Annotated in this window: 31 protein-coding genes; 5 read left to right on the top strand and 26 right to left on the bottom strand. The window is 43.6% G+C overall.

Going from position 1 to position 23880, the window contains the following annotated elements; all coding sequences use genetic code 11:
• Positions 1-63: 63 nt before the first annotated feature.
• The 15 genes from ICE89_RS10975 to ICE89_RS11045 all read right to left on the bottom strand — a co-directional run bounded on the left by ICE89_RS10975 (position 64) and on the right by ICE89_RS11045 (position 9821).
• Positions 64-636 carry a YceI family protein gene (locus ICE89_RS10975; RefSeq protein WP_216262558.1) on the bottom strand — a complete coding sequence of 191 codons (573 nt, stop codon included), beginning with the start codon at positions 634-636 and terminating at the stop codon, positions 64-66.
• A 46-nt stretch (positions 637-682) separates the two neighbouring features.
• Positions 683-1270, bottom strand: a complete 588-nt coding sequence (locus ICE89_RS10980) for a YceI family protein (RefSeq protein ID WP_216262560.1) — start codon at positions 1268-1270, stop codon at positions 683-685.
• Positions 1260-1808 (bottom strand): cytochrome b, encoded by a 549-nt coding sequence (locus tag ICE89_RS10985; protein WP_216265915.1) that lies wholly within the window; start codon positions 1806-1808, stop codon positions 1260-1262. The genes ICE89_RS10980 and ICE89_RS10985 overlap by 11 nt, the downstream gene beginning before the upstream one ends.
• The gene (locus ICE89_RS10990; RefSeq protein WP_216262562.1) at positions 1808-2362 is read right to left on the bottom strand and encodes a flavodoxin family protein; all 555 of its coding nucleotides are present in this window, start codon (positions 2360-2362) and stop codon (positions 1808-1810) included. Before ICE89_RS10990 ends, ICE89_RS10985 begins: the two co-directional genes overlap by 1 nt.
• Before the next feature lie 32 nt (positions 2363-2394).
• On the bottom strand, positions 2395-2814 hold the full coding sequence (locus tag ICE89_RS10995) for a MarR family winged helix-turn-helix transcriptional regulator (protein WP_216265916.1): 420 nt from the start codon (positions 2812-2814) through the stop codon (positions 2395-2397).
• A 205-nt stretch (positions 2815-3019) separates the two neighbouring features.
• The gene (locus ICE89_RS11000; RefSeq protein WP_216262564.1) at positions 3020-3991 is read right to left on the bottom strand and encodes a tripartite tricarboxylate transporter substrate binding protein; all 972 of its coding nucleotides are present in this window, start codon (positions 3989-3991) and stop codon (positions 3020-3022) included.
• A 1-nt stretch (position 3992) separates the two neighbouring features.
• Positions 3993-4745 carry a transporter substrate-binding domain-containing protein gene (locus ICE89_RS11005; protein ID WP_216262565.1) on the bottom strand — a complete coding sequence of 251 codons (753 nt, stop codon included), beginning with the start codon at positions 4743-4745 and terminating at the stop codon, positions 3993-3995.
• A 32-nt stretch (positions 4746-4777) separates the two neighbouring features.
• A complete protein-coding gene (locus ICE89_RS11010; protein ID WP_216265917.1) occupies positions 4778-5632 on the bottom strand; it encodes a metal-dependent hydrolase in 855 nt (284 codons plus the stop codon).
• A 91-nt stretch (positions 5633-5723) separates the two neighbouring features.
• Entirely contained in the window at positions 5724-6134 is a 411-nt protein-coding gene (locus ICE89_RS11015) for a carboxypeptidase regulatory-like domain-containing protein (protein WP_216262567.1), read from the bottom strand.
• Between the two features lie 77 nt (positions 6135-6211).
• Positions 6212-7192 (bottom strand): zinc-binding dehydrogenase, encoded by a 981-nt coding sequence (locus ICE89_RS11020; RefSeq protein ID WP_216265918.1) that lies wholly within the window; start codon positions 7190-7192, stop codon positions 6212-6214.
• Positions 7193-7226: 34 nt separating this feature from the next.
• Positions 7227-7670: a DUF2452 domain-containing protein gene (locus tag ICE89_RS11025; protein WP_216262568.1), complete on the bottom strand. Its 444-nt coding sequence runs from the start codon at positions 7668-7670 to the stop codon at positions 7227-7229.
• A 39-nt stretch (positions 7671-7709) separates the two neighbouring features.
• The gene (locus tag ICE89_RS11030) at positions 7710-8243 is read right to left on the bottom strand and encodes a superoxide dismutase family protein (RefSeq protein WP_251368457.1); all 534 of its coding nucleotides are present in this window, start codon (positions 8241-8243) and stop codon (positions 7710-7712) included.
• A gap of 70 nt (positions 8244-8313) precedes the next feature.
• Entirely contained in the window at positions 8314-8862 is a 549-nt protein-coding gene (locus ICE89_RS11035; protein WP_216265919.1) for a DUF3833 domain-containing protein, read from the bottom strand.
• A gap of 3 nt (positions 8863-8865) precedes the next feature.
• Positions 8866-9414: a chalcone isomerase family protein gene (locus ICE89_RS11040; RefSeq protein WP_216265920.1), complete on the bottom strand. Its 549-nt coding sequence runs from the start codon at positions 9412-9414 to the stop codon at positions 8866-8868.
• Positions 9411-9821, bottom strand: a complete 411-nt coding sequence (locus ICE89_RS11045; protein WP_216265921.1) for a thiol-disulfide oxidoreductase DCC family protein — start codon at positions 9819-9821, stop codon at positions 9411-9413. Before ICE89_RS11045 ends, ICE89_RS11040 begins: the two co-directional genes overlap by 4 nt.
• A gap of 40 nt (positions 9822-9861) precedes the next feature.
• Here ICE89_RS11045 and ICE89_RS11050 point away from each other — a divergent pair, with 40 nt between their 5' ends.
• Entirely contained in the window at positions 9862-10257 is a 396-nt protein-coding gene (locus ICE89_RS11050) for a DUF2237 family protein (protein ID WP_255558826.1), read from the top strand.
• Positions 10258-10261: 4 nt separating this feature from the next.
• Positions 10262-11161 (top strand): histone deacetylase, encoded by a 900-nt coding sequence (locus ICE89_RS11055; protein ID WP_216265922.1) that lies wholly within the window; start codon positions 10262-10264, stop codon positions 11159-11161.
• A gap of 4 nt (positions 11162-11165) precedes the next feature.
• Here the strand turns inward: ICE89_RS11055 and ICE89_RS11060 are convergent, their stop codons facing one another.
• The 9 genes from ICE89_RS11060 to ICE89_RS11100 all read right to left on the bottom strand — a co-directional run bounded on the left by ICE89_RS11060 (position 11166) and on the right by ICE89_RS11100 (position 19315).
• Positions 11166-11717, bottom strand: coding sequence for a phasin family protein (locus tag ICE89_RS11060; RefSeq protein ID WP_216262573.1), 552 nt, complete (start codon positions 11715-11717; stop codon positions 11166-11168).
• 178 nt (positions 11718-11895) lie between these two features.
• A complete protein-coding gene (locus ICE89_RS11065; protein ID WP_216262574.1) occupies positions 11896-12546 on the bottom strand; it encodes a hypothetical protein in 651 nt (216 codons plus the stop codon).
• Positions 12547-12593: 47 nt separating this feature from the next.
• A complete protein-coding gene (locus ICE89_RS11070; protein WP_216262575.1) occupies positions 12594-14387 on the bottom strand; it encodes an amidohydrolase family protein in 1794 nt (597 codons plus the stop codon).
• Between the two features lie 127 nt (positions 14388-14514).
• On the bottom strand, positions 14515-15624 hold the full coding sequence (locus ICE89_RS11075; protein ID WP_216262576.1) for a linear amide C-N hydrolase: 1110 nt from the start codon (positions 15622-15624) through the stop codon (positions 14515-14517).
• Positions 15625-15667: 43 nt separating this feature from the next.
• On the bottom strand, positions 15668-16549 hold the full coding sequence (locus ICE89_RS11080; protein ID WP_216265923.1) for a hypothetical protein: 882 nt from the start codon (positions 16547-16549) through the stop codon (positions 15668-15670).
• An 18-nt stretch (positions 16550-16567) separates the two neighbouring features.
• Positions 16568-17386, bottom strand: a complete 819-nt coding sequence (locus tag ICE89_RS11085) for a hypothetical protein (RefSeq protein ID WP_216265924.1) — start codon at positions 17384-17386, stop codon at positions 16568-16570.
• 97 nt (positions 17387-17483) lie between these two features.
• Positions 17484-18287, bottom strand: a complete 804-nt coding sequence (locus ICE89_RS11090; protein WP_216262579.1) for a hypothetical protein — start codon at positions 18285-18287, stop codon at positions 17484-17486.
• Between the two features lie 62 nt (positions 18288-18349).
• The gene (locus ICE89_RS11095; RefSeq protein WP_216265925.1) at positions 18350-18748 is read right to left on the bottom strand and encodes a hypothetical protein; all 399 of its coding nucleotides are present in this window, start codon (positions 18746-18748) and stop codon (positions 18350-18352) included.
• Positions 18749-18775: 27 nt separating this feature from the next.
• Entirely contained in the window at positions 18776-19315 is a 540-nt protein-coding gene (locus ICE89_RS11100; RefSeq protein WP_304608654.1) for an OmpA family protein, read from the bottom strand.
• Between the two features lie 286 nt (positions 19316-19601).
• Here ICE89_RS11100 and ahpC point away from each other — a divergent pair, with 286 nt between their 5' ends.
• Positions 19602-20165: an alkyl hydroperoxide reductase subunit C gene (ahpC, locus tag ICE89_RS11105; protein ID WP_216265926.1), complete on the top strand. Its 564-nt coding sequence runs from the start codon at positions 19602-19604 to the stop codon at positions 20163-20165.
• Positions 20166-20272: 107 nt separating this feature from the next.
• Positions 20273-21850, top strand: coding sequence for an alkyl hydroperoxide reductase subunit F (gene ahpF / locus ICE89_RS11110; protein WP_216265927.1), 1578 nt, complete (start codon positions 20273-20275; stop codon positions 21848-21850).
• A 71-nt stretch (positions 21851-21921) separates the two neighbouring features.
• Here the strand turns inward: ahpF and ICE89_RS11115 are convergent, their stop codons facing one another.
• Entirely contained in the window at positions 21922-22278 is a 357-nt protein-coding gene (locus tag ICE89_RS11115; protein ID WP_215361887.1) for a DUF1622 domain-containing protein, read from the bottom strand.
• Positions 22279-22387: 109 nt separating this feature from the next.
• Between ICE89_RS11115 and ICE89_RS11120 the strand changes: the two genes are divergently transcribed.
• Positions 22388-23023 carry an NAD(P)H-dependent oxidoreductase gene (locus ICE89_RS11120; protein ID WP_216265928.1) on the top strand — a complete coding sequence of 212 codons (636 nt, stop codon included), beginning with the start codon at positions 22388-22390 and terminating at the stop codon, positions 23021-23023.
• A 74-nt stretch (positions 23024-23097) separates the two neighbouring features.
• Here ICE89_RS11120 and ICE89_RS11125 read toward each other — a convergent pair whose 3' ends face one another.
• Positions 23098-23670 (bottom strand): phasin family protein, encoded by a 573-nt coding sequence (locus ICE89_RS11125; RefSeq protein ID WP_216265929.1) that lies wholly within the window; start codon positions 23668-23670, stop codon positions 23098-23100.
• Positions 23671-23880: the final 210 nt, after the last annotated feature.

The following is a 23880-nucleotide window of genomic DNA, read 5'->3' on the forward strand; positions in this document are numbered from 1 at the left end:
GCCGAGAATGAAAAAACTACCCGTAGGTGGTTTTTTCAGATGACATCAGCCCAACGAAAGGAATTACTCCTTTTTAGAGCCCTCAATAGCAATCATGATGGTTACATCGTCACCCACGTTCGGCGCGTATTTACCCATATTGAATTCCGTGCGTTTAACTTTTGTTTCAGCATTGGCACCGCAATAATCAGCACCAGACATTGGATGTTTTTTACACTCAAAATTAGTGATATTCAATGTAACTGGCTTGCTTACACCCTTCAATGTCAACACCCCTTTTAAAGCAACTGGCTTGTCGCCTTTAAAAATCATATCGTTTGATTGAAAGCTAGCAGTTGGAAACTGTGTAGTCGATAAGAAATCTTCACCCTGGATGTGATTATTGAATACAGTCGATCCTGTATCGACAGATTTCGTATCAATGGTGATATCTGCACTGCCTTTTTTAGCTGCTTGATCAATCGCTACAGTTCCAGCAACTGCATTAAAGCGACTGGTCTGCTTAGAGAATCCTAAATGGTTATATTCAAACTGAGCAAAGGTGTGGTTAGCATCAGTAGCATAAGTTACTGGCGCAGCAAAAGCAGAGCTAAGGCCAATAGTTGTAAATAAAGCGATAAGTAATTTTGATTTCATGTAATTCTCCTGATTAAAAATTGAGTAAGTAAGTTAATTTGTAAAACTATTTTGGATTTAAGACTAAGTGAACATTGACTGGCACCTCATTGGCGACTGCAGAAGTGTCTGCCCAGTTTCCAGCACCCAAGCCAAAATCCAACCTCAGCACCTGAAAGCTAGCATCAAAGACCATCTGCTTGCCTTGCAGCTGATACTTCACGGATATCAACAGTGGCGCAGCTTTGCCCTTGATGGTTAGGGTTCCATGGGCATCCAAACTATTGGGGCCCGTAATCTTTACAGCATCCGTTACATAGCTGGCAGTTGGAAAGAGCTTTGTACTGAACCAGTCTTTTCCTTTTGCCTCTTCTTGCAACTCTTCCCCACCAGCATTAAAACTTGAGATTTCAATAATGAGGTTAGCCTTCGCTTTTTCTGGCTCGTCTGGGTTAAATAAAACCTTCCCAGAAAATTTTCCAAAACTTCCAGAGATTTTTGAACCCATTAATTTGCTTGTAAAAGTAATTTTACTTTTCGCGGCATCAATAGATGAATACTCCACTGCATAAGCCGAGCTTGCAGCGCTAATAAATAGCATCGCCAATAAAGCCTGTGCCAACATTCCTAAATGAAATGAAAATTTACTTTTCACGGGTAGACCCTCCAAAGGTCATACGACTTAATAAGCCATCTTTATCGATAAATTGATGTTTTAGAGCAGCCAAAATATGAAGTCCAACCAAAGCTATTAATCCATTAGCCAAAAACTCATGGATCTCCTTCAACTGATGGCCAAGTGTCTTATCTTTATCTACCAGATCCGGTAATTCAAATAAGCCAAAGTAGTTGACGGTATAGCCCTTAGCAGAACTCATTAACCAGCCCACAATCGGAATCAGAAGCATCAATAAGTACAGTGCAAGATGGGTTAGCTTCATTGCATGCTCTTGCCATGCTGGCATTGCGAGGTTTAATGCAGGAGCTGGGTGAATTGCGCGCCACAATAAGCGCAGAACCACCAAAAAGAATATGGTGACACCAAGCCATTTGTGCCAGCTGATTCCTGTAATTCTGAGTGGACTCAATGGCATATCATCCACGGCAATTGCAATTGACCATGTTGCAAATATCAAGAGCGCCATCACCCAATGCAAGATGATGGCAACAGAGGTGTATCTGACTTTATCCATTATCCGCGCAACTGTTTGGTAATTTTTGCAACACGCTCGCCATACAGTCGTGCAGTCTCCAGATCACCTGCATTTACTTCGTCAGCACTTGCATCAGATGGTGTTTGCATCATTGCACCCGCAGATGAACCCACATAGTTAATATCATCACGCTTTGCAGCTTTCGAATTCGAAGGCATCAATCCAGTGCCAACCCAAAGACCAGAATGCTGCATAGCCAAAGTAAAGAAGTAATGTAGGGTTGAATGCTTATCACCATTCATTGTTGCTGAATTCGTAAAACCACCGAAGACCTTGTCTTTCCATTGTTGTGAAAACCATTGCTTAGAGCTAGCGTCAGCAAACTTCTTAAACTGCCAACTCACCGTACCCATATAGGTTGGAGAGCCAAACACAATAGCGTCAGCATCATTGAGTGTCGCCCATTGTGCATCAGTAATATTGCCCTCAGCGTTAATGGCAATCAATGTTCCATTAGCGCCTTTAGCAATAGCCTCAGCCTGCTTTACGGTGTGCCCATAACCACTATGAAATACAACAGCTACTTTACTCATCAATTTCTCCTAAAAAAATCTTGACTTGATGTTTATGATTTAAATGCGTCTCTCAGCAACCGCAATGACTCTTCTAATTGCTTTAATTCATTTGATGATAATTTCTTAAATGCGCCATTTAGATGTTCCAAATGCTCTGGAAATACTTTTTCAAATAATGACTGTCCAGATGCCGTTAAACCAATCAGCTGACTACGCGCATCTTCAGAATTTATCTGACGAAAAATGAGACCTTTTGCTTCCAAGCGCTCTAGCACCCCCGTTAACGTTCCCTTGGTCACCAGTATTTTCTCACCCAACTCTTTACAAGACATCGGCAACTGATTACCCAACGTGGCAATCACATCAAACTGGGTCATCGTTAAACCCATTGCCGCTATGTGCGGAGCTGAATAACGCTCAAAAGCTTGATAGGCAGAAACGAGGTTTCTCAGGACGGGTAAAAAGTTCATAAATCCTATTTAAAGTACTAGTTAGAACTAATATAGTACTAATACGAACTATTTGCAATAAAAAACTAAGAAACCTTCAATTTATAGGGTTTAAAGCCAGTACTACATTGCAATTAGTAAGTGCTAGCTCACTAGGTTAGCCTCTGTTAGCTTCCTTGGCTAGCGCTTAGCGCACAGAGCGAGACACGCCCGCCTTTAGAGGGCTCTACTCCGGCTTGATGCCAGCACTCTTAATAATCTTGCCCCAGCGAATCGATTCCTTCTTTTGAAATGCTCCGAATGCCTCTGGTGTCATAGCGTAATACTTTGCGCCCTCTGCTTCCAACTTCTTTTGAACTGCTGGCTGCTGCATGATTTTGGCAACTTCATCGTGTAATTTTTTAACAACTACAGGTGGGGTACCTGCTGGAGCAAATAGACCAATCCAATTCTTTACATCAAATCCCGGCAAGGTTTCGCTAATACTTGGCAAATCTGGCATAGATGGATCTCGCCCTGCGCCAGTGACAGCCAAACCTCGCAACTTATCACTTTTGACGTAAGGAAGAATAGTAGGCATGGTTGCAAACATCACTTGAGTTTGACCCCCAATGAGATCAGTAATAGCTAAGGCATTCCCTTTATAAGGAATATGCGTCATGTCTACTTTTGCAGTCATTACAAAAAGCTCTCCAGCCAAATGACTAGCGGTACCGATGCCCCCAGAACCGTAAGAAACTTTTCCTGGGTTTGCTTTCAGATAAGCAATTAACTCGGCAACATTTTTAACGGGTAAATTTGGATTAACCGCTAACAAACCTTCTGCATCCAATACGAATACCACCGGCACAAAATCCTTCAGGGGATCATAGGGCATGTTTTTAACCAAGTAGGGATTAACAGCATGTGTGCCAATACTTCCCATGATTAAGGTGTAGCCGTCTGCTGGCGATTTAGCCACAAAGTCGGCACCAATATTTCCACCGCCACCTGCCTTGTTTTCCACAATAACTGGCTGCCCAAAAGACTCGCTCAAGCCCTGCGCTATGATGCGTGAGAATCCATCCGCAATCCCACCTGTGGCAAAAGGAGAAATGATTTTAATTTGGTGGTTCGGGTAAGTGCTTGCTTGGGCAAAGGTGTTTTGATAAGCAAACAAGCCGAGCATCAGAGTAAAGACGAATGTAATTTTTTTCATACTACTTTGCTACTGATCCGTGATGAATGGGTGCTGCACATAAGCCTTGAACTTGGTATTTCTGAATCAGATCATTCACCAGACCACTACGAATGCATTCTTCTACACATGCACTCAGAAAATCGATTGCCTCTACATTAGATTTATTGGTTGCGATTGCTTGCTGAATTCCAGTGAATTGACCCTCCAATATTCGCAAACCTGGATGTTTTTTTGCAAAGGCTACTAAGCCTGTCTTAAGGCCGGCCAGCGCATCTAAGTGCTCGCTAAGAAAAAGTTCATTACTTGCCTGGAGACTATCTGCGTGAACTAGAGAGGCATGCTTTAAATTTCTTTGTAACCAGTGATCGTACGCACTCTTAAAGAAAGATGCGATTCGAACCCCCGGTTGATCCACCTGAGCAATATCTTGTATTGGTGACTCATCAGACACCAAGTAAGTTGCCTCTAGCTCCGCATAAGCAGGAGTAAATATCACCTTTTGTGCACGTGCTGGATCAGATCCTACTAAAACAATTCCGCACCTACCGCTAGCGGCAGCATCAACCACCTCATCTTGAGTCTCAAAACCCTTTAGGTCTAATTTCACATCCATACGCTTTGCTATCGCGCGACAGATATCCGGCGCAATACCCGTAGGCTCTCCTGAAGACGTGCGACCAGTCACTAACAAGAAATTACCAAGATAGACGGCAGCAGAAAGTACACCGTGAGGGGCAAGCTGCGCCCTCACTTCAGAAGCAATTGAATTCAAAATAATCCTTAGGATTGAAAGTTAGAGACTGCTCAGAATTGAACTATTTCACCTTCAGTCATCGGAATAATTTTGATATTGCTACCCTTCATAGCCTCCTGAAACTCGGCTAACGTACCTTTAGTCATCGGGTTAGAATTGTAATGCATTGGGATCACCATCTTTGGCTTCACCCAGGTGCGCAATGCATATGCAGCATCATCCGGAGCCATTGTGAAATTGCCTCCAATTGGAACCATTACTAGATCGGGCTTGTAGTGTTCGCTAATGAATTTCATATCACTAAATAAGCCGGTATCGCCCATGTGCCAAATCTTAAAACCGTTCTCAAGCTCAATAATGAAGCCCATAGGCTCGCCGGCGGGATGTGACTCCATCTTGTCTGTAGCCGGATTCTTCCAAACCAATAAAGAAGAGTGCTCTGCTTGAACTGCGGTTACCTTGATTCCAGGCGCAGGTGTTACGCGACCCGTTTTATTAAAGCGATGACCCAAGTCTGCTGGCAGAATTCCCAAAGTAGTGAGTGGCGTCACCATATCGGCTGGACCATATAACTTGATGTTATTCATCTTAGCCACAGCTGGGGCATCGCCAAGATGGTCAACGTGTGCATGCGTCACTAGCAACACATCAATCGGACCAATCGCCGCCAAATCATTCTTGTAAATCGGCGGAGTCTTAGGTCCGCCAGTAATCCAGGGATCAATCAGAATCATTTTTCCCTGAGGAGATTTAATCCGGAACCCAGCCTGTCCAAGCCATAGCGCCTCAGTCTTACCCTGAGCACCTACAGCTGGAGAATTCTGCGCATTACTGAGTGAGGCTGTTGAAACTAATATTGCCGAAAGCAATAGGCTCAAACCGCTTTTAGTTGAAAAGCATTTCATTCATTCATCTCCTGATGATTGTAGTAATCAGGAAACTATAGACCAAATTGAATGTTTAGGCTTATGACGCAATGCGTCAATTTTCAAGGCATTATTTCCAGAAAAGGGAAGCCTTTTGTGGTGAGTCGGATTTAATAGAAAGCGCCCTCTTTTGAACCACCCCTTGATAAGTTGCCTCGATCACATAGTCACCAGACTCAAGATTAATCAGCATATAAGGCCCATCTGCTTGGGCATCAAAAATGAGCTGTTTTTTAGAACTCATGATTTTGATACTTGCTCCGAAGATCCAGACTCCCCTGCCATTTTCTATTTGAGACATTTCTAATAGCAATGGCCATTGCTTTGCATCAGCTAAAATCGCAACAGTCTCACTCTCGCCTACCCCACCAGTGATGTAAGAAATTCCCTGTGAATGTTGTGTCTCAGGAATTTGTGCCAAGGACAAACAGCTCAATAAGATGATTGGAGTGGCAATCAGTATTTTGAGAAGTGTTTTCATACTTCTATCTTACGTCTGATTGATGCATAAAAAAAGCCCCGCATACACGGGGCTTATGTGCGTTAGAACACTTAAGCTTATGGAGTCATCACAATGGCGCCTGAAACTTTTCGTCCCTCAGCAGCACGATGCGCATCAGCAGCTTGCTCTAAAGAAAATTTAGCACCGATTTGTACTTTAACCTGCCCTTTGGCAATTGCATCAAATACTGCTTTGGCATTTTCTTTTAACAAAGCTGCAGTAGCGTTGTGCGGAAATACAGAAGGTCTAGTTAAAAACAGGCAGCCCTTCTTATTTAAGATCTCTGGCTGAATTTCTGGAGCTGGGCCTGAAGCAGCGCCAAACAAAGCGACTGTTCCAAAAGGAGCAGCACAATCTAAAGAGCCTAAGAAAGTAGTTTTAGCAACAGAGTCATAAACCACATTGGCTTTTTTGCCACTAGTGGCTTTAAGCACTTCTTCAACCCAATTTGCTTGAGAGTAATCAACAACAGCATCGCAACCCGCTTCTTTAGCAGCCGCAAACTTTGCTGGCGAACCCACAGTGCCCACGACAAATGCACCCAATGCTTTTGCCCAACCAGCTAATATTTGACCAACGCCGCCAGCAGCTGCGTGCACGAGCACTACATCACCAGCTTTTACTTTATAGGTTTTTTGCACAAGATATTGTGCAGTCATTGCTTTAAAGAAAACGGCTGCAGCTACTTCATCAGAAATATTGCTTGGCAGAACAACCAATTTGTCGGCTGCTACATTACGTGCGCTTGCATAAGCACCAATCCCAGCATTCATATAAACGACGCGATCACCCACTTTTAAATCAGTGACGCCTTCGCCCAAAGCCTCAACCACACCTGTAGCCTCATGCCCAAGGCCCGTAGGCATCTCTAATGGATAAACGCCTGAGCGCTGATATACGTCAATGAAATTAAATCCAATGGCAGTTTGACGGAGCTGCACTTCACCTTTTGCAGGTGGTGGCAATTCTTTATCAATCACTTTGATTACGTCTGCACTACCTAGTTCTGTAAGACTAACGACTCGAGCTTTTGTCACAGGTCACCTAATTATTTTTATATAGAGAAAAACATCATACAGTAAGGGCGCCAACAGAATCGTCTTCAATTACCGCCCAAGTACTGTCACCCAACTTCTTTACTGCCATTGAATAAGTCCAGCCACCTGGAATTCCACAGCTCCATTCTTTCGGACCATTCTGAATCAATACATTGGTGTTATTTCTACCGTCATAGTACAGATGATAAATTTTTCCATGAATAGGATTAAAGCCAAATTTAGCGCTATGCACCATTTCCGTAGCATCTAGCCTTGCTTGCAGGGCTTTAGCTTGTTTCATCAAGACCTCAGCCTGCTCCATAATGCGATCGTACTCAAGCTTGGCATTTTGGCGAGCTACGTTAACAGCCTTATCTTTTTCCTCAGTAACTTTAATGGGCGCAAATACTGGAGCACCCACCTCCATTGGATATTCAATCCCTGCATGTCGCGCTGGATCGGTATCTTCGATTCTCATGAAATGCCCTGTATAAACTAATTTAATGAATAGATGCGATTACTTAATCAAGCCACACGCAATACGTGGGCCAGAATTTCCTGCAGGCTGAGATTTGTAATCATCCGGGTCTCTGTGCACAACCACAGAGCGACCAACAATTCCAGTTGAGCCTGTATTTACAGCAAATCCATGTAACTTAGCAGTGTAAGTTGCGTTGCCATTGGCATCGGACTTAATGTTGGGCAGATCTCCTGCATGATTCATGCCGCTATTTGGCATGCCATGAGATTTTGTTTCAGGATTGAAGTGACCACCTGCGCTGGTTGCATCCGGAGCAGAGCAATCGCCTTTTTCATGAACATGAAAGCCTTGCTCTGAGTTTGGCTTTAATCCAGAAAACTTACCATTGATGAGAACATCATCTCCTTGCCAAATGAATACCACTTCACCCTTGGCTTGTGAGCCTGACCTTGAATCAAGGCTAGCGCTGGCTTTTTGCCCGGCGCCTTGCTCCATCGATTGGCATGCCACTAATGACAACATTCCCACAGCGGATAAAGCAATTGAAATTTGCTTGATTTTATGATTCATCTGGATCTCCTTGGATGAGGCGCCCAAAGGCGACTTCCAAGAAAGTGTGACACAAATCCGGTGCTTTTGCTTAGCGCTTGTAGAAGCTCAAAGTCACCTCACCCAAATCAATCCCAAACTTACTCATCTTGGCCTTATTGAGCATTACCTTGGGGGTAATTAAGTACATCCAATCATTAAATTGCACGTTATATATAGCGCCATCCACCGGCAAAGCAAGGGTATAGGTCCAGTTAAGCGCATTTCCGGCAAGCTGACCTTGCGCATCACCCACCACATCATCAGCCCTACCAATGTAATTACCCGGAGATTGCTCAGTTAGCGTCCAGATGCGCGTTTGCTTTGTGCCATCAGAGTATTCGAAACGTTCATCCAAGGTTCCGACTTTTTTACCTTCAACTACCGTCCAATTTCCTTTGATCAGCACGGTAAAACGCTTTTTCACTTCACCGCTACGATCAGTAAAGATGCCATAGGCATCAATCGTTCCAGAAAAGTATTCACTCAGGTCTAAAGCTGGTTTCTCAGCTGCATATTGAGAAACCTGAGGTGAAGAGCATGAGACTAAAAGCGCTCCACAAAATATTGTGAATGCAAGGCGTGTAAAAAAAGATTTCATAGCTTAACAAGCCTCATTAAAAAGTGGTGGTGGACAGGTTTGTCCCAATAGTTCTGTCCTGAGTTTAGGGGCACTTGTTTTAGGATCTAACCAAATTCCAAAAAATGCTTTTGAAAACTCTGACCCAGGTATTTGTGCGATTTGCTTGCCATCGTGATAGAAAATAGTCCCTTGCTTTGGGGAGTAGATAGCCGTCAAGGTTTGTCCCGACTCAACATTAGGCAAGAATGACGCCAACTCCTTGCCCCAAAGGGCAGCCTGATCATCAGGTACGCCAGTGCGCTTCATTTCCTCTGCGCTCCGATTGGCAATCGATTTACCGGAGAAGGATTTTTGATAGCGCATATCTAATGCAAACTCAGAGGAAGACAGTGAACCTACCCTATAAAAGGAAGCATCGTAAATATGTAGGCCCCACCAAGTCAGTCGACCGCTTCCTTGCAGTTTTGCAGTACTTAAATATGCAGACACCTCCAAAGGATCGCGCGCAAAGCTGAGCGGCACGAAGAAACTCAGTAGAGTGGCTATGAGGAGAAGATAAATTCTCTTCATTGCTGCGCTGACCTTGAACGAGCCTTCACCAATCGCAATGCTGGTGGCCCAAAGAGATTGGATATCGCATGCCGATTCTTGGCAAAAAAGAGATAAGCCAATTTCAAGAATGGTTGGAGCGGCTTTCTTGAAAAGAACCAGGCCATACGAGGTAAGTTTGCACGACGATAGGCCTCAGGAAAAACTGAGACGCCTTGTATCAATTTGCCACTAGCAAACTGACCATACATCGCCGCCAATGCAGCCTCACAAGAGACGCCCACCTTTTGAGGATCATACTGATCTGAGTTAATGTCGACAAAGCCCAATAGATTGTCTTGATTGCGTCCCGATAAAAAGAGAATCTCCGCCTGGCACAACGGGCAAGCGCCATCGTAAAACAAGGTAAGCTTTTCTAATTGAGTCATTGTTCAGCAAGTTTACGGCTTATTCAATAAACTGGCTGACATGGATATTTTTAAGGTTGCTATGCAAAAAGAAGTTGCGCTAAATGTTTTTGGTGAACCCCTCATTCCCTGCTCTTTCGATCCCCTAACAGGGTTTTTTAGGGATGGCTGCTGCAAAACCAATGAAGAGGATGTGGGCAGTCACTTAGTTTGTGCGATTGTGACAAATGAATTTTTGCAATTTAGCCTGCAAAAAGGAAATGACCTTATCACCCCAAGACCAGAATATCAATTTCCAGGGTTAGTGGCTGGTGACCAATGGTGCTTATGCATCAATCGCTGGGTGGAGGCACTCAATGCCCAATGCGCACCATTTATCAAACTGGAAAGTACTCACATTAAGGCACTAGAGACTGTCCCCCTGAATATCCTGAAAGAATATTCCAGAGAAATGTAAAAGCGTGAAAGCGTTTTATACCGACCATTTTGTATTGCCACTTCCAGAGGGGCATCGCTTTCCGATGGAAAAGTATTCTCGCTTACGTGATTTGGTGAGTGGAGAAAAAAATATTGAGCTTATAGAAGCGCCGCCTGCAACAGATACCCAAATTCTGTATGCTCACGACCCAAGCTATCTCATTAAAGTCATTGAAGGAAAGCTTTCTCCACAAGAACAAAGAGAAATTGGATTTCCGTGGAGCAAGCAGATGGTGGAACGTTCACGTCGCTCAGCAGGCGCCACGGTTGCTGCAGCCAAAACTGCTTTACGAGAAGGTATTGCCGCCAATCTTGCGGGCGGTACCCATCATGCATATCGAGATGCTGGTAGTGGGTTTTGTGTTTTCAACGACTCAGCTATTGCTGCCCGCGCTTTACAAAAAGAGATTAGCTCATCCCTCAAAGTTGCAGTGATTGATTTGGATGTGCACCAAGGAAATGGCACTGCGTCTATTTTGCAAAATGACGATTCTATTTTTACCCTTTCTATTCATGGAGAAAATAACTTTCCATTTAAAAAGGAAAAGGGCGATCTTGATTTGGGCTTAGAGGACGGTTGCGATGATGCCACCTATTTACATGCCCTATGCCAATCCCTAGATCAACTGGATTCACGCTTTAAGCCAGACTTTCTCATTTTTTTAGCTGGTGCCGACCCCCATGAAGGTGATCGCCTAGGAAGGCTGAATGTCAGTACAGCAGGAATGCGCTTGCGCGATGAGACTGTATTTCAGTATGCCTTGGATAGACAACTACCCATCGCGTTTTCAATGGCGGGCGGTTACGGAAAGGAAGTGACATCTACAGTGGATATTCACTTTCAGACCATTAAGACCGCCCTGCAATTTCAGAAGCAATATTAAATCTTTAGCTCTTCTTTTTTGAGACGCTTTTTGGGCTAGCGAGACTACTGACATTCTCAACGCTGCTCTCAAAATTCGTAAATGAGTCTGCCATTGCGGCACGAATCAACTCAAAATTTTGCAGGGCATTATTAAATGAGGTTTTAAAAACTGAGACATAAGCCTCGCTACCAAGCGGAGCATTATCTGTAGCATCATTTACAAAGTGAATTAAATCCGCCTTAGATTCTTGAATCATGGTTTCGGCAATATCGGCGAGCTCTTGATTACCGCTTTTAAGCACCTGAAGTAATTGGTTGTGATATTGGGAGATCTCTTTGGCAGCATCCTGCAATACCTCTGCATGAACATACTCAAATGCAGATCGAGGATCCTGAGTTTTCATTAGCTCAGATACTCTCTTCTGAATCATGCCGGCTAATTCCTGCGTCGCCCGCTGATTAATCTGTGCGATTGCCTGAGCACTTTCAATCGCCACGCGCCCAGCTGCCTTGGTTGCATCAATAGCTCTTTGTTGTCCTGGAATTGCATTCATATCAAGTGATTTCTTGGTCATATCAGCCTTTCAGATGGGAAATGTCAGATACCAATCTACTCTCGTTCAGGCGGGTTTCTATAGAGAAATACCAGTAGATCTAACCGATACAGGCAAAAGAAAAGCCCCAGACATTGCTAGCTGGGGCTCTAAGACTGCTGAGACATGGATAGACTCTGGTTTTAGCTTTACTCCAAACTTACTTTGTATCTGGCTTCTTCTTTGGAAGACTGTTCAGAGTCTCGGCACTATTGAGCTGCTGATCCACTAAGTAGAGCGTACCCCCATAGTTGGCCTGCAGATCGTATCCTGAGAGACCTACTGTGTAGAAAGTAATATCTGGGTTGAAGGAACGAATCGTACCGCCAGAACCAGCAGAAAAGTTCGCATCTACATCGATACCGCCACGGCGCCCATCAATTGAAGTCAACAAAAACTGATCGATAGCACCGGGAGTCTTAAAGATCGCCACTTGGTATTGATCCTGATACCCAGCCCCCAAACCTTCACCTGTTTTGAGCGCTTGCATAAAGATAGGTTCTTTGCGACGCTTATCAAAAAGGACGCCTTCACCACGGGCCACTACTAGCAAAACGATATTGACATTGGTAGTAGTAAAGACTGCATAGCCAGCTGCCTCGTCAATCTCTTTGCGAACAGAAGGGTTTTGCTTAATTAATGCATCAAGACCAGTCTTTGACATTTTCAAAGTAGCATCGCGCTTTTGAATAATCTCTGCAGTAGTGAGCGGCTTGCCATCTTGACCAGTGGATTGGCAGCCAGCTAGAAAAGCTGCTGACAACAAAGTTAAGGTAAGGTATTTCAAAAAAGATTTATGTGTATTGGTCATATTTAGGTGATTGATAGGGTTTAAATAGTCAGTCTCAATTGAGAGTATTACTCTAAGGATCTGGGCTTCTTGGTTTCCGATACCGGAATAACTTTTCCGCCCAAAACTGTCGCATACACTCCAACATCTTTAATTTTGATTGCGGGAACAGTTTGTGGGTCCGCATCTAAGACCGCAAAGTCTGCGAACTTGCCGGCTTCAATACTCCCTACCTTATCCTCTACTCCTAAAGTGTAAGCAGCATTAATGGTGATCATCTTCATTGCATCAGAGGCAGTTACCGCCTCAGCTGAGCCCCACACCTTGCCATCGTTGTACACATCCTTACGAGTCACTGCAGTCCACGCCTCTTTTAAGGGCACAGGCGCAGACACAGGCGCATCTGAATGAATAGAAGTAACAATGCCATTGCGAACTAAAGTACCAAGTCGAGTTGCATAAGATACGCGATCCATACCTAAGGCTGGGTATTCCAATTTAGCGCGCTCAGAAATATAAGAAATATTGGCACTGACTACAGCACCAAGGGCCTTAATCTTCATCACCATTGCAGTCGATGGAATACCAAAATGGTTAATCGTGTACCGATGATCAAAGCGTGGCTTGGCATCAATCATTAACTGTAAAGCGTTAATAGAATTTTGATTGCCAATATCCCCATTGCTATGAATGTGAATGTGATAACCCGCGTCCCACCATGGCTTCATGGCAGTAGCAAAGTCTTGTGCAGACTTATAGTTTGACGAGCCTAGACTTCCATCGGTATAGCCTGGGTGCTCCATACGCATGGTTTCTGGTAAGTAACCGCCATCACTATAGAACTTCACGCCTTGGAATATCAAACGGTCGTTGTCTTGCTGTTGTAGAGCCTGTGCTTCTGCAATCGCCTTATCACCATACTTCTGAATAAAGGGCTCTGAGTAAACGACAGGAACAATCCTTAAGGCGCCTGCGGAGGATTGACTAAAGGCCTTAGCAATCTTGAGCTCCATATCGATGTTCAAAGTACCAAATGCCAAATCACCAGAAGTGGTGATTCCGCCCTGCTGCATGAGATCACTCATATATAAATAGTCAGTCGGAATTTCACTGGGGTTGAGAACATCTTTTCCAGCAATGCCCAAAATATAAGTTACCGCAGGGATTTCTAAGAACTGGCCATTTAATTGACCATCCTTATCAATGCCTACGCCTTTCACATTCTTCACCTTCTCAGGCGTGATGCCATAAAACTTGATGAAAGCACTATTGACATACATATCATGGCCCGAAGCATCCCATACAACAATGGGTCTCGTGCTCGAAGCTTGATCTAAGAGCTGACGATCAGGCATCTTCCCCATAGCCACTACGTCAAAGCCCCAAGCCAATAGTGTCTTGTTCGGATCCTTGATGTCATCAGAGTATTTTTTGAGCTGTGTCATTGCTGACTGTAAATTAGCAACCCCAGGAAACGCTGGCCCCCATGGATTTGGCATAGGCGATGGTGTCAGTAATGGTTTGTTGAACAAAATACCACCCAACAAAGGGTGCGCATGTGGCTCAATAAATCCCGGGTACATGACTTTATTAGCAAAATCTTTATTAATCTGCGTTGGGTACTTGCTTGTCCAAGGCTTCATATCTTCCAAAGAGCCGACAGACAAAATACGTCCATCAGCAACAGCAACAGCAGTTGCATTAGGAATCGCCGGATCCATCGTGACAATTTTTTTGGCCACAAATACAGTGATATTGGTGACCTTAGGTGTTGATGGAGGATCAAGCAATTGAACCGCTGAAACAAGGCCAGAGAATAGACCTAGTACACCGGCATAAATAATTTTAGACTTTAGATTCACTGGGAGCCTCTATCAAACCTTCATTTATAAAATACTAAGCATGCGTCAATTGCAATCATCAATCTATTAAAAAAAGAAGCTCGACAAGCGAGCCCCTTTTAATCATGGATATCCAAACTTCAATTAATTAATTCACTGGAACCAAAATCTTAGGTTGAGCTAATTTGACATACTTTATTTCTTTAGCATTCACATCCATTTTTTTCAGATCAAATGCATACGTATTATTGTTTTCAAACATCTTGACGTTGTAAACCATGGTTTTATTGTTCGCCACAATGCTCCATTCAGTTACCTCATAGCCACCAGTGCCGCCACCATAAGGGTTACTAGCTGGCAAGGTCACTGATCCAGGAGGAATATCAAAGCTTCCTAGAATGTGCCAAGCAGCACCGTCCATTTGGGCGTTGGTAAAGTTTGTTGGCACTGAGTTAGATAAAAACAGTGCGCGAATGAAGCGGCTTGGGCTTAGGAAATCGCCAGGAAGACCATGCAATCCATTACCAGAACTCGGTGCTGCGTAGGTAGCTCCATTAATAACTAGTGGTGGCTTCTCTACCTTAGAGAGATTGGCATAATTTCCAATGCTATTGAGGTGATCCTGAAATGGAGGATCATTTGTTAAAACAGTCGTTGGATTGTCCATAATAGATAATCCATTTTTGGAGTACTCTACTACGATACTTTTACCGTTAGCATCGTGCAACGTATAGTGCACTGGTGGAGTTTGATTTCCATAAACAGCCAACTTTGCGCCATTGACTTTAATCTTTGGTAGACCGGCCTTCACTTCATCAACAGTAGCAAAATTCGTCAGCACATAAGTGAGCACCTGAACTGAATTGATGCTACTGGATGACTCAGCTTGAGTAACTGCTTGGTAAGCGGCACTATTGGGATAATTCAGTACACCTCCAACGAGGCCTTTCTCATTCATGCCGTCGACAAGTTCAGGCAAGCCAAGCGCATTCATTCCAGCTACCGCATATTTTGAATTCCAATTCAGACCAGAACCATATTTACCATCAACACCAATTCCCTGATGGGCATAAGCTCTTGGAATAGTCGTTAACTGAGAATTCAATGGCAAACCAAATTCCATTGTGCGGCCATAAACATAGCCGCCATCGCTCCCTTTTAGCAAGAAGCTAGTGCAGGCATTACTCACTAATGGAGCAAATGCCAAAGTAACCGAAACCGAAGCAGCTAGTACTTTTTTGAACATCTTTTGTTTCATGATTAACTTCCTATCTTGTATAAGTTAGTACTTCTAAGGCAAATTACTTCAGAATAACTAGTGTTGCTGTTGCACGAGCACCCCAACCAGATGGTCCGCCCGGAGTATTGCTCACGTAATACATCGGGCCTGCACCGAAAGAAACAGGAACACCATCAAACACCATTAATTTAGAGACGCCAGCGTAAAGAGGGTTGGAGGTACGGTGAGCATCGTAGTTATAAAGCGCTTCCATATTCACCGTATAAGTCCAAGCCTCTTTGTTGGTATAGGCCACAAAAGGTTGTCCATACAAATTATTTTGTGTACCAAAAGTTGGATTGCCACCTACATTCCATGATTGATAACCAAGCAGGCCATAAGTCCATGGGCCATCACGGTTTAGTACTACCCCAGTCACGCCGGCACCTGTTTGTTGTGAGCCAAACTTACCGCTATTACCGGATGGTGATTGCGCATACGGGCCAATACCCCAAATCCAAGAGGAGTTGGTATTGGGTGCATAAAAAGACTCGAGAGTTACGCTAGCAATGCCATAGCCAGAGAATGACTTGCCTGAAGCATCTTGAACACTAACTTCTCTCACACCCGCAACAATTGGTCTCACGATAAAGACATCCCCACCGCCAATATTAAATGGCGCTACCGGCTGAAATAGGAGTGACTGCTCTGAGCCGCCTTGGTTTTTACCTACGCCACGACTAAATTCATATTGCAGTGGCACAGAGATCATATTAGCGATTGGGTTTGCCAATTTCTTGGCAATATCAACGCTGTTTACCTCTGGCTTGGCAGAAACACTCACTTCGCCAGATTTCTCAGCCGAAATTGTGCCTGCACGCGCAGGAATTTCTTGAGCAAAAACTGAAATGCTTATGAATCCAAGTGCCACTAAAGGAGTAAATATTTTTAAAGTAAATTTCATAAAATATTTAAAAGAGATTTAAAAGTGGAATGTTGCTGATAATTGCGGGCCTTGAAAGGTTGTCTTCTGAAGAAGGCCTGCACCGTTAGTCTTCGAGCTACTCATGTCATAGTAAAGACCGCGATAAACCAAGGAGACATCAACCCACTTTTCAATCGTCTTACCAACACCAGCCATTGCCTGCCAAGTCACGTTAGTTGTTCCGCCGCCACTGCCGATATCAGCGTAGAAAGGAATATACCAAGTGGAATCTGCGATGCGATAGCGTCCTTTAAAGCCAACAATCGGATCGACAGTACTGACAGTCTTAGAGTCGCTTAATGAATAGTTGGTGCCATCAAGTGCAAGGTTCATCGTAGCAGTCATGCTAATCCAGCGAACCCCTAATAAACCATCAACATTGGCATTTTGATTATTGACTAAATTATAAGTAGCAGCACCAGTCAGCATAGTTTGCTGAACCGTAGGTTTCATCGCCAGCTTAAAGTTGTAACCCGGCGCTGGAGTGACTGAAGTAGTACCACTCTTTTGCAATGTAGCACTAACCAGATCAGCCATTATTCCCCAGCTACCATAATGAGCCTCTCCAGAAATCATTCCTCCTGATTTGAGGTTGCTAATAATATCGCTCATGTTCACGTCTGCAGTATTAAGGTACTTACCTTTGTAATTCAGTGTTGAACTAATATTAGGAAGCCAGACATAAGGCGTTACATCAACAGTCCACTGATTAGAGATCTTGGGAATCGGTGTGAGCGCCTCATCTGCATGAGCAACACCTACAGACATGAAGATTGCAGATATAGCTATTAGAGATGCAAGAATTTTCTTATTCATAAAAGGACCGATGCGATATAAGGTTGGTAAGGAAATATTTAATACTAATTTTGGTACTAATTATAGTCTGTAGGCTTAACCGTAAAAGACCTGCGCTCTAGAAGTTATAGGAGATCTTCGCGTAGGTAGACCAGTCGTACTGGTGATAACTTTGAACCACTTGTTTACTAGCACCCACTGCAAATACCCAGTCCTTAGTGAGGCGATGGGTCACCATAGCATCAATCGGCACAAACCAGCCCCCTCCAGCAGAGTTGTAAACCGCACCGTTTTCATCCCAAAAACGCAGCATTGTGTTTGGAGATAGCTGGAAGCCAATAGTTGGGAATATTTGCAGGTTTCTGACCAATGCAGGTTGATTGGGGTTAATGGTCTGATTATTGTTTTTAGTATCGAAGCCGTACATATAGCGCAATAAGGGCGAGAAATCGGTCACACCCAACAGACTATCGACCTCAGGAACAAATGACCACCCTAATTGCGGGCCAACCGCCCACTGCCCATTATTACCAAATGGAAATACAACACGACCACCAACCAAAGCACCCAATGACTTAAGAAAAGTTCGGTCTTGACCCCAGATAGTGACCATGGTGTTGCCCGCACTGAATTGCCCTGAATTATTAGCGGACGAAATGGAGTTGTAATTGGATGCGTAAGAACTATCGAGACGTATACGCCCTCGCCAATCACCTGCCTCCAAGGGATTGTAGTAACGTAACTTCAAAATATTTTGATAATTATCGTTACCGTCGTAATTGTGATAACCCCAAAACTCTAACACCTTGCTGTTCGTCAGCTGCTGAGAATCATTATCAAATTTTGAGAGGGGAACCAGTAAGCCCTCTGCATAACTTGCTGAAGCAAAAAGACTGATGATGAGTAATAAAAATAATTTCATAAAAAGGCGATGCCACCCTAAGGTGGCATTTATTAAATATAGCTCTTTAAATATTTTGCAGCTTACGGCATTACAACATGCCAAACATTATTGACGTTATCACCCGTCTTATCGCCAGGGTTTTTGTCCTTAACAAAGAAGTACAGTGGCTTGCCTTTATAGGTCAATTGCTTCTGACCATCGTTACGACTGATATAGGAAAAGTCACCGGAGAGCTTAATGCCTGGCTCCACATAGACTGGAGGCCAGTTGGTCGCACAGGTTGATACGCACTCTGACTTGCCTGAGCCTGCCTGATCTTTATCAAAGGTATAAATGGTCTTGCCATAACTACTAGTCAAAATACCATTGGTTACTTTAATAAAATCTGCTGAAGATGTTTTGACATCAGGCGTACCCGAGCAAGCAGCCAATCCTAATGCAACTGTTAATGCTGCGCAAAGTCTTAATAAATATTTCATTGTTGATCCTTTTATATAAGCTACGAATTAATTACCTGGGCCAACCAAAGTAACTTCAATGCGACGATTCTGTGCACGACCTTCTGGAGTTGCATTAGAAGCAATTGGATCAGATTCACCCATGCCTTGCGCAGAAATAAGACTCTGACTTACACCCTTGCGAATGAGGTAGTCAACTACGTTATCCGCCCTCTTGGACGACAGATCGAGATTGGTAGCAATACCTTGATTACGTAACTCAGCACCAATAGCAACGTTATCTGTATAGCCACGAACCACTACCTTAGTATTTTTGAAGCCAGATAATGTTGGTGCCATTTTTGCCAATACCTGCTCAGCTTTAGCATTCAAGCGATAACCGCCCTCTGGAAACAGGATTTTGTCGCGGATCGTAATGCGCAACTCACCTTGTAATTGGCGAATTTCCACTTCATCGCCTTGGTAGGCCTGTTGAAGCTGGCTGTATGCCTGGTCCAACTGGTTGTATTTACCTTCGGTGACGCAAGCACTTAAGAGCGCAAGTGCCGAAATAGATAAGGCTAGTAATCCTTGTTTCATGAAACTCATGTCATTTCTCCAATTTGAGTAAAAATAAGCCTTTTAGACCATTAAGAGCACTATAAGCCGAAAATTAGGCTACAACCCTCTAAAACTTATAAAAAATCTAAACATTAGAGTCAAAAGTATTCACCAAGACGTCTTTAGCACCCAATACGCCCCATATTATTGGTTATCTATAAATCCGATCATAAATATCAAATTTATTCATTAGACAAATAAACAACTCAGGTTCAAAATTCATCCAGTTGCAATAGTTACTAAAAAATTGATTAACCAACACTAGGAGCGCAGCATGTCCATTATTAATACCGCAGTACAACCTTTTAAAACCGAAGCTTTCCACAACGGTAAGTTTGTAACCGTTACTGACGAAACCCTCAAGGGCCATTGGTCAGTTCTGATTTTTATGCCAGCAGCATTTACTTTTAACTGCCCAACAGAAATTGAAGATGCAGCAGAGAACTATGCTGAATTCCAAAAAATGGGTGCTGAGGTGTATATCGTAACCACCGATACGCATTTCTCACACAAAGTTTGGCATGAGACTTCACCAGCTGTTGGTAAAGCGAAGTTCCCACTCGTTGGCGATCCAACACACACATTGACAAATGCATTCGGCGTTCACATTCCTGAAGCTGGTTTGGCATTGCGTGGCACATTCATCATCAACCCAGAAGGCATCATTAAGACAGCAGAGATTCATTCAAATGAAATCGCTCGTGATGTTTCTGAAACATTGCGTAAGTTGAAGGCTGCTCAGTACACAGCAGCACACCCAGGCGAAGTATGCCCAGCTAAGTGGAAAGAAGGCGCAGCAACCTTGACTCCATCTTTGGATCTCGTAGGCAAGATCTAAGTTGCTCAGTTAAATAGTTAATCCATAGACTCTCTTTAAGAGAGTCTATTGGAGAGGACAAGATCCTGCCCAATAGACTCACCTAAAAAATACCCAAGGAAATCATCATGCTTGATACCAATATCAAATCCCAGTTAAAGGTATATTTTGAAAAGATTGTTAGCCCAATCGTTCTTGTGGCTAGCGTAGACGGAAGCGATAGCTCCCAGCAAATGCTCGAGCTCTTAAATGAAGTGGCTGAGCAGTCCGATAAGATTACCGTCAAAAAAGACGGCAAAGCTGAACACAAGCCAAGCTTTACTGTCAGCAAGGTAGATCAAGAAGCACGCATTACATTTGCCGGTTTGCCGATGGGCCATGAAATGACTTCCTTTATCTTGGCTATCCTGCAAGCTAGTGGCTACCCAGCAAAAGTTGAGCAAGAGGTGATTGATCGCATTACTAAGTTGGATGCAAAGCTCAGCTTTCAGACATTTATCTCTTTGTCGTGCCACAACTGCCCTGACGTTGTACAGGCATTGAACTTAATGGCAGCCCTCAATCCAAACGTCACCCATGAAATGATTGATGGCGCCCTTTACCAGGGCTTGGTAGATCAATACCAAATCATGGCCGTCCCAACTGTTATTTTGAACGGCGAAGCATTTGGCCAGGGTCGTATGAGTGTTGAAGAGATTGTTGCCAAACTGGACACATCGAGCCCGAAGGAAGAGGCTGCAAAACTCTCCGCTAAAGATCCATTTGACGTATTAGTGATTGGTGGTGGCCCCGCTGGTGCTGCTGCTGCAATCTACGCGGCACGTAAAGGTATTCGTACCGGCATTGTGGCTGAACGTTTTGGCGGTCAAGTCATGGACACCATGGGTATTGAAAACTTCATTTCTGTAAAAGAAACTGAAGGGCCTAAATTGGTTCAAGCACTTGAGCAACATGTAAAGAGTTATGAAGTCGACATAATGAACTTACAGCGTGCCAATGCTTTGCGTAAAACGAATCATGGCCTTGAAGTGGAATTAGCCAACGGCGCAGTACTGAATAGCAAATCTGTGATCATCAGCACTGGTGCTCGCTGGAGAGAGATGAATGTTCCTGGCGAACAAGAATACCGCGGCAAAGGAGTCGCCTATTGCCCTCACTGTGATGGCCCTTTATTTAAAGGCAAGCGAGTAGCGGTGATTGGTGGCGGTAATTCCGGTGTTGAAGCTGCTATTGATTTGGCAGGCATTGTTAGCCATGTCACCCTCATCGAGTTTGATAGCAAGCTCCGTGCAGATGCAGTATTGCAAAAGAAGATGGCTAGCATGCCAAACGTAACCGTCATCATGAGCGCGCTCACCAAAGAAGTATTGGGTGCCAATGGCAAGGTCAATGGTTTGCGCTACCAAGATCGCACCAACAATAATGAGCACAATATTGAACTGGAAGGTATTTTTGTCCAAATCGGCTTGTTACCAAACACTGATTGGCTAAAAGGCAGCGTTGATTTATCCAAGCATGGCGAAGTTATCGTTGATGCAAAAGGTGAAACCTCTTTGCCAGGAGTATTTGCAGCAGGAGACTGCACCACCGTTCCATACAAGCAAATCATTATTGCGATGGGTGAAGGGGCTAAAGCTTCACTAGGAGCATTTGATTACTTCATTCGTTCATCGGTTACTGAGCCAGAAGAAGCAGTTGCTGCGTAAGCTACAATTAATTGGCAGCAAAACAAAAGGGAGTCTTTCGACTCCCTTTCTCGTTTAAAGAGAAATATGACTTATTCTGATTGACCTGATCTAGGTGCTTGCCATGGCCAACGGCCATCAATCTCTAAAGTCAGGGACCAGCTTAAGAAGCAACGAATTAATACAATGGCGCCCAATACCGCCACACTAGTCAATGTTGGACTGATGGCTACGGTCCGAATCACATCACCCGCAACCAAGACTTCGAGCCCCAAAATAAGTGAGCGCACGATTTGTATGCGAAAAGTTTTATAGGCAATATCGGCCGTCTGAGTAATCAGGCCTTTTGCGAAACAGAAGAGGCCCCATAAAACACCGATGGACACCACGGCCACGCCAAGAGCATCCATCACATCACTGACATCTCGAATAATTTCAATTTGATTCATGTTCCGGTCTTTTGAGATTGAATGCCTACATATTAGCTCGTTTAGCACTAGCCTCCGTTATAAATTACACTGTGCCATCTATTGCTTTATTAAATCCAAGGAAATCAGAATGAGCTTAATTGACAAATTACAGTGGCGCTATGCCACCAAGAAAATGGACTCCACAAAGTCCGTACCACATGAAAAGGTAGAGTTAATCCTAGAGGCGATTCGCCTGACTGCCAGCTCTAGTGGATTACAGCCGTATGAAGTGCTTGTGATTACCAATCAAGCTATTCGCGAGAAGATTAAAGCCATTTCCTGGGACCAAACCCAAGTAGTAGATTCTTCTCATTTGCTCGTTTTTGCCGCTTGGGATACCTATACGGCAGAGCGAATTAATCAATCATTTGATATGACTGAGAAGCTGCGCAACTTCAAAAGCGAAGCTGGTGACATTTACCGCCAGAAGCTACTTAGTGGTTATACCGCGAGAGATGCTGAAACCAATTACACCCATGCTGCAAAGCAAGCATATATAGGACTTGGTACTGCCCTCATTGCGGCAGCGTACGAGCAGATTGATTCCACACCAATGGAAGGCTTTGATGCTGCAGCTCTCGATGAAATCCTCGACCTCAAAGCAAAAGGTTTGCGCAGTGTTGTCATGCTGCCGCTAGGTTATAGAAAGGCAGATGAAGACTGGTTGCTTAACTTGAAAAAAGTCAGAAAGCCTAAGGAAGACTTTGTTACTTGGATTGAGTAAGAAATAGAAGTATAGAAAAAGTAAAAGCCACCCGAGGGTGGCTTTTTTAACAGCAAAATTAACTATTCAGTTAATTAAGCAGCTTTACGGCTTTTAGCGGCTGGCTTAGTAACAGCGTATTGACCTTGAATATTTGCCAAAGCAGCATCAACACTCTTCTCAAAGTTAGCAAATGCGTCAGTTGCAGATGCGCGAACTTGATCAAACTGTTGGAGTGAAGAATCAAATGCAGTTTTGAATGCAGAAACAAAAGCTTCAGAACCAGCAGGAGCTGTCTTAGTAGCTTCTTGAACAAACTTAACCAAATCAGCACGTGCGTCATTAACAGAAGCATCAACTACTTGAACTACTTCCTTGTTACCGTTACGAACTACTTGGTTTACTTTAGCTTGATAAGCAGCAGCGTATTTAGCGGCTTCTTGAGCAGCTTCTGGCTGAGCTAATTTAGCTAATTGCTGTGCATCCTTGATTGCCAACAATTGTGAGCTTGTATCTTGAGCAGCAACTAAAGCATCTTTAGCAGCAGCTTGGTTGATTTCAGCTAATTCTTGAGCGCTTTCAACAGCAACTTGTGCCAAATGTTTAGCAGTTTCGATTGCTTTAGCTTGTGCAGCAGCGAGTTGGTCGTTTAATTGAGTTTGGAACATGATTTATCCTTAATTTGTTAAATGGGTATTTATATTGCAATGCACCATTCTAAGATCCCTATTTTCCAAAAGCAAGATATTTTTGTTGCAAAGCAACATATATTTTCTAAAACCCCATTTCAAGGCTTTAAATAGGGTTTATTGGGTAATTAAATTCTAATTTTCCCATATAGTTTTTAGGGGAATTAGCTAGGAACTTCCAAAAATCAT

Source organism: Polynucleobacter sp. AP-Kaivos-20-H2, assembly GCF_018882215.1.
In the GTDB taxonomy this organism is placed as follows: Bacteria; Pseudomonadota; Gammaproteobacteria; order Burkholderiales; family Burkholderiaceae; genus Polynucleobacter.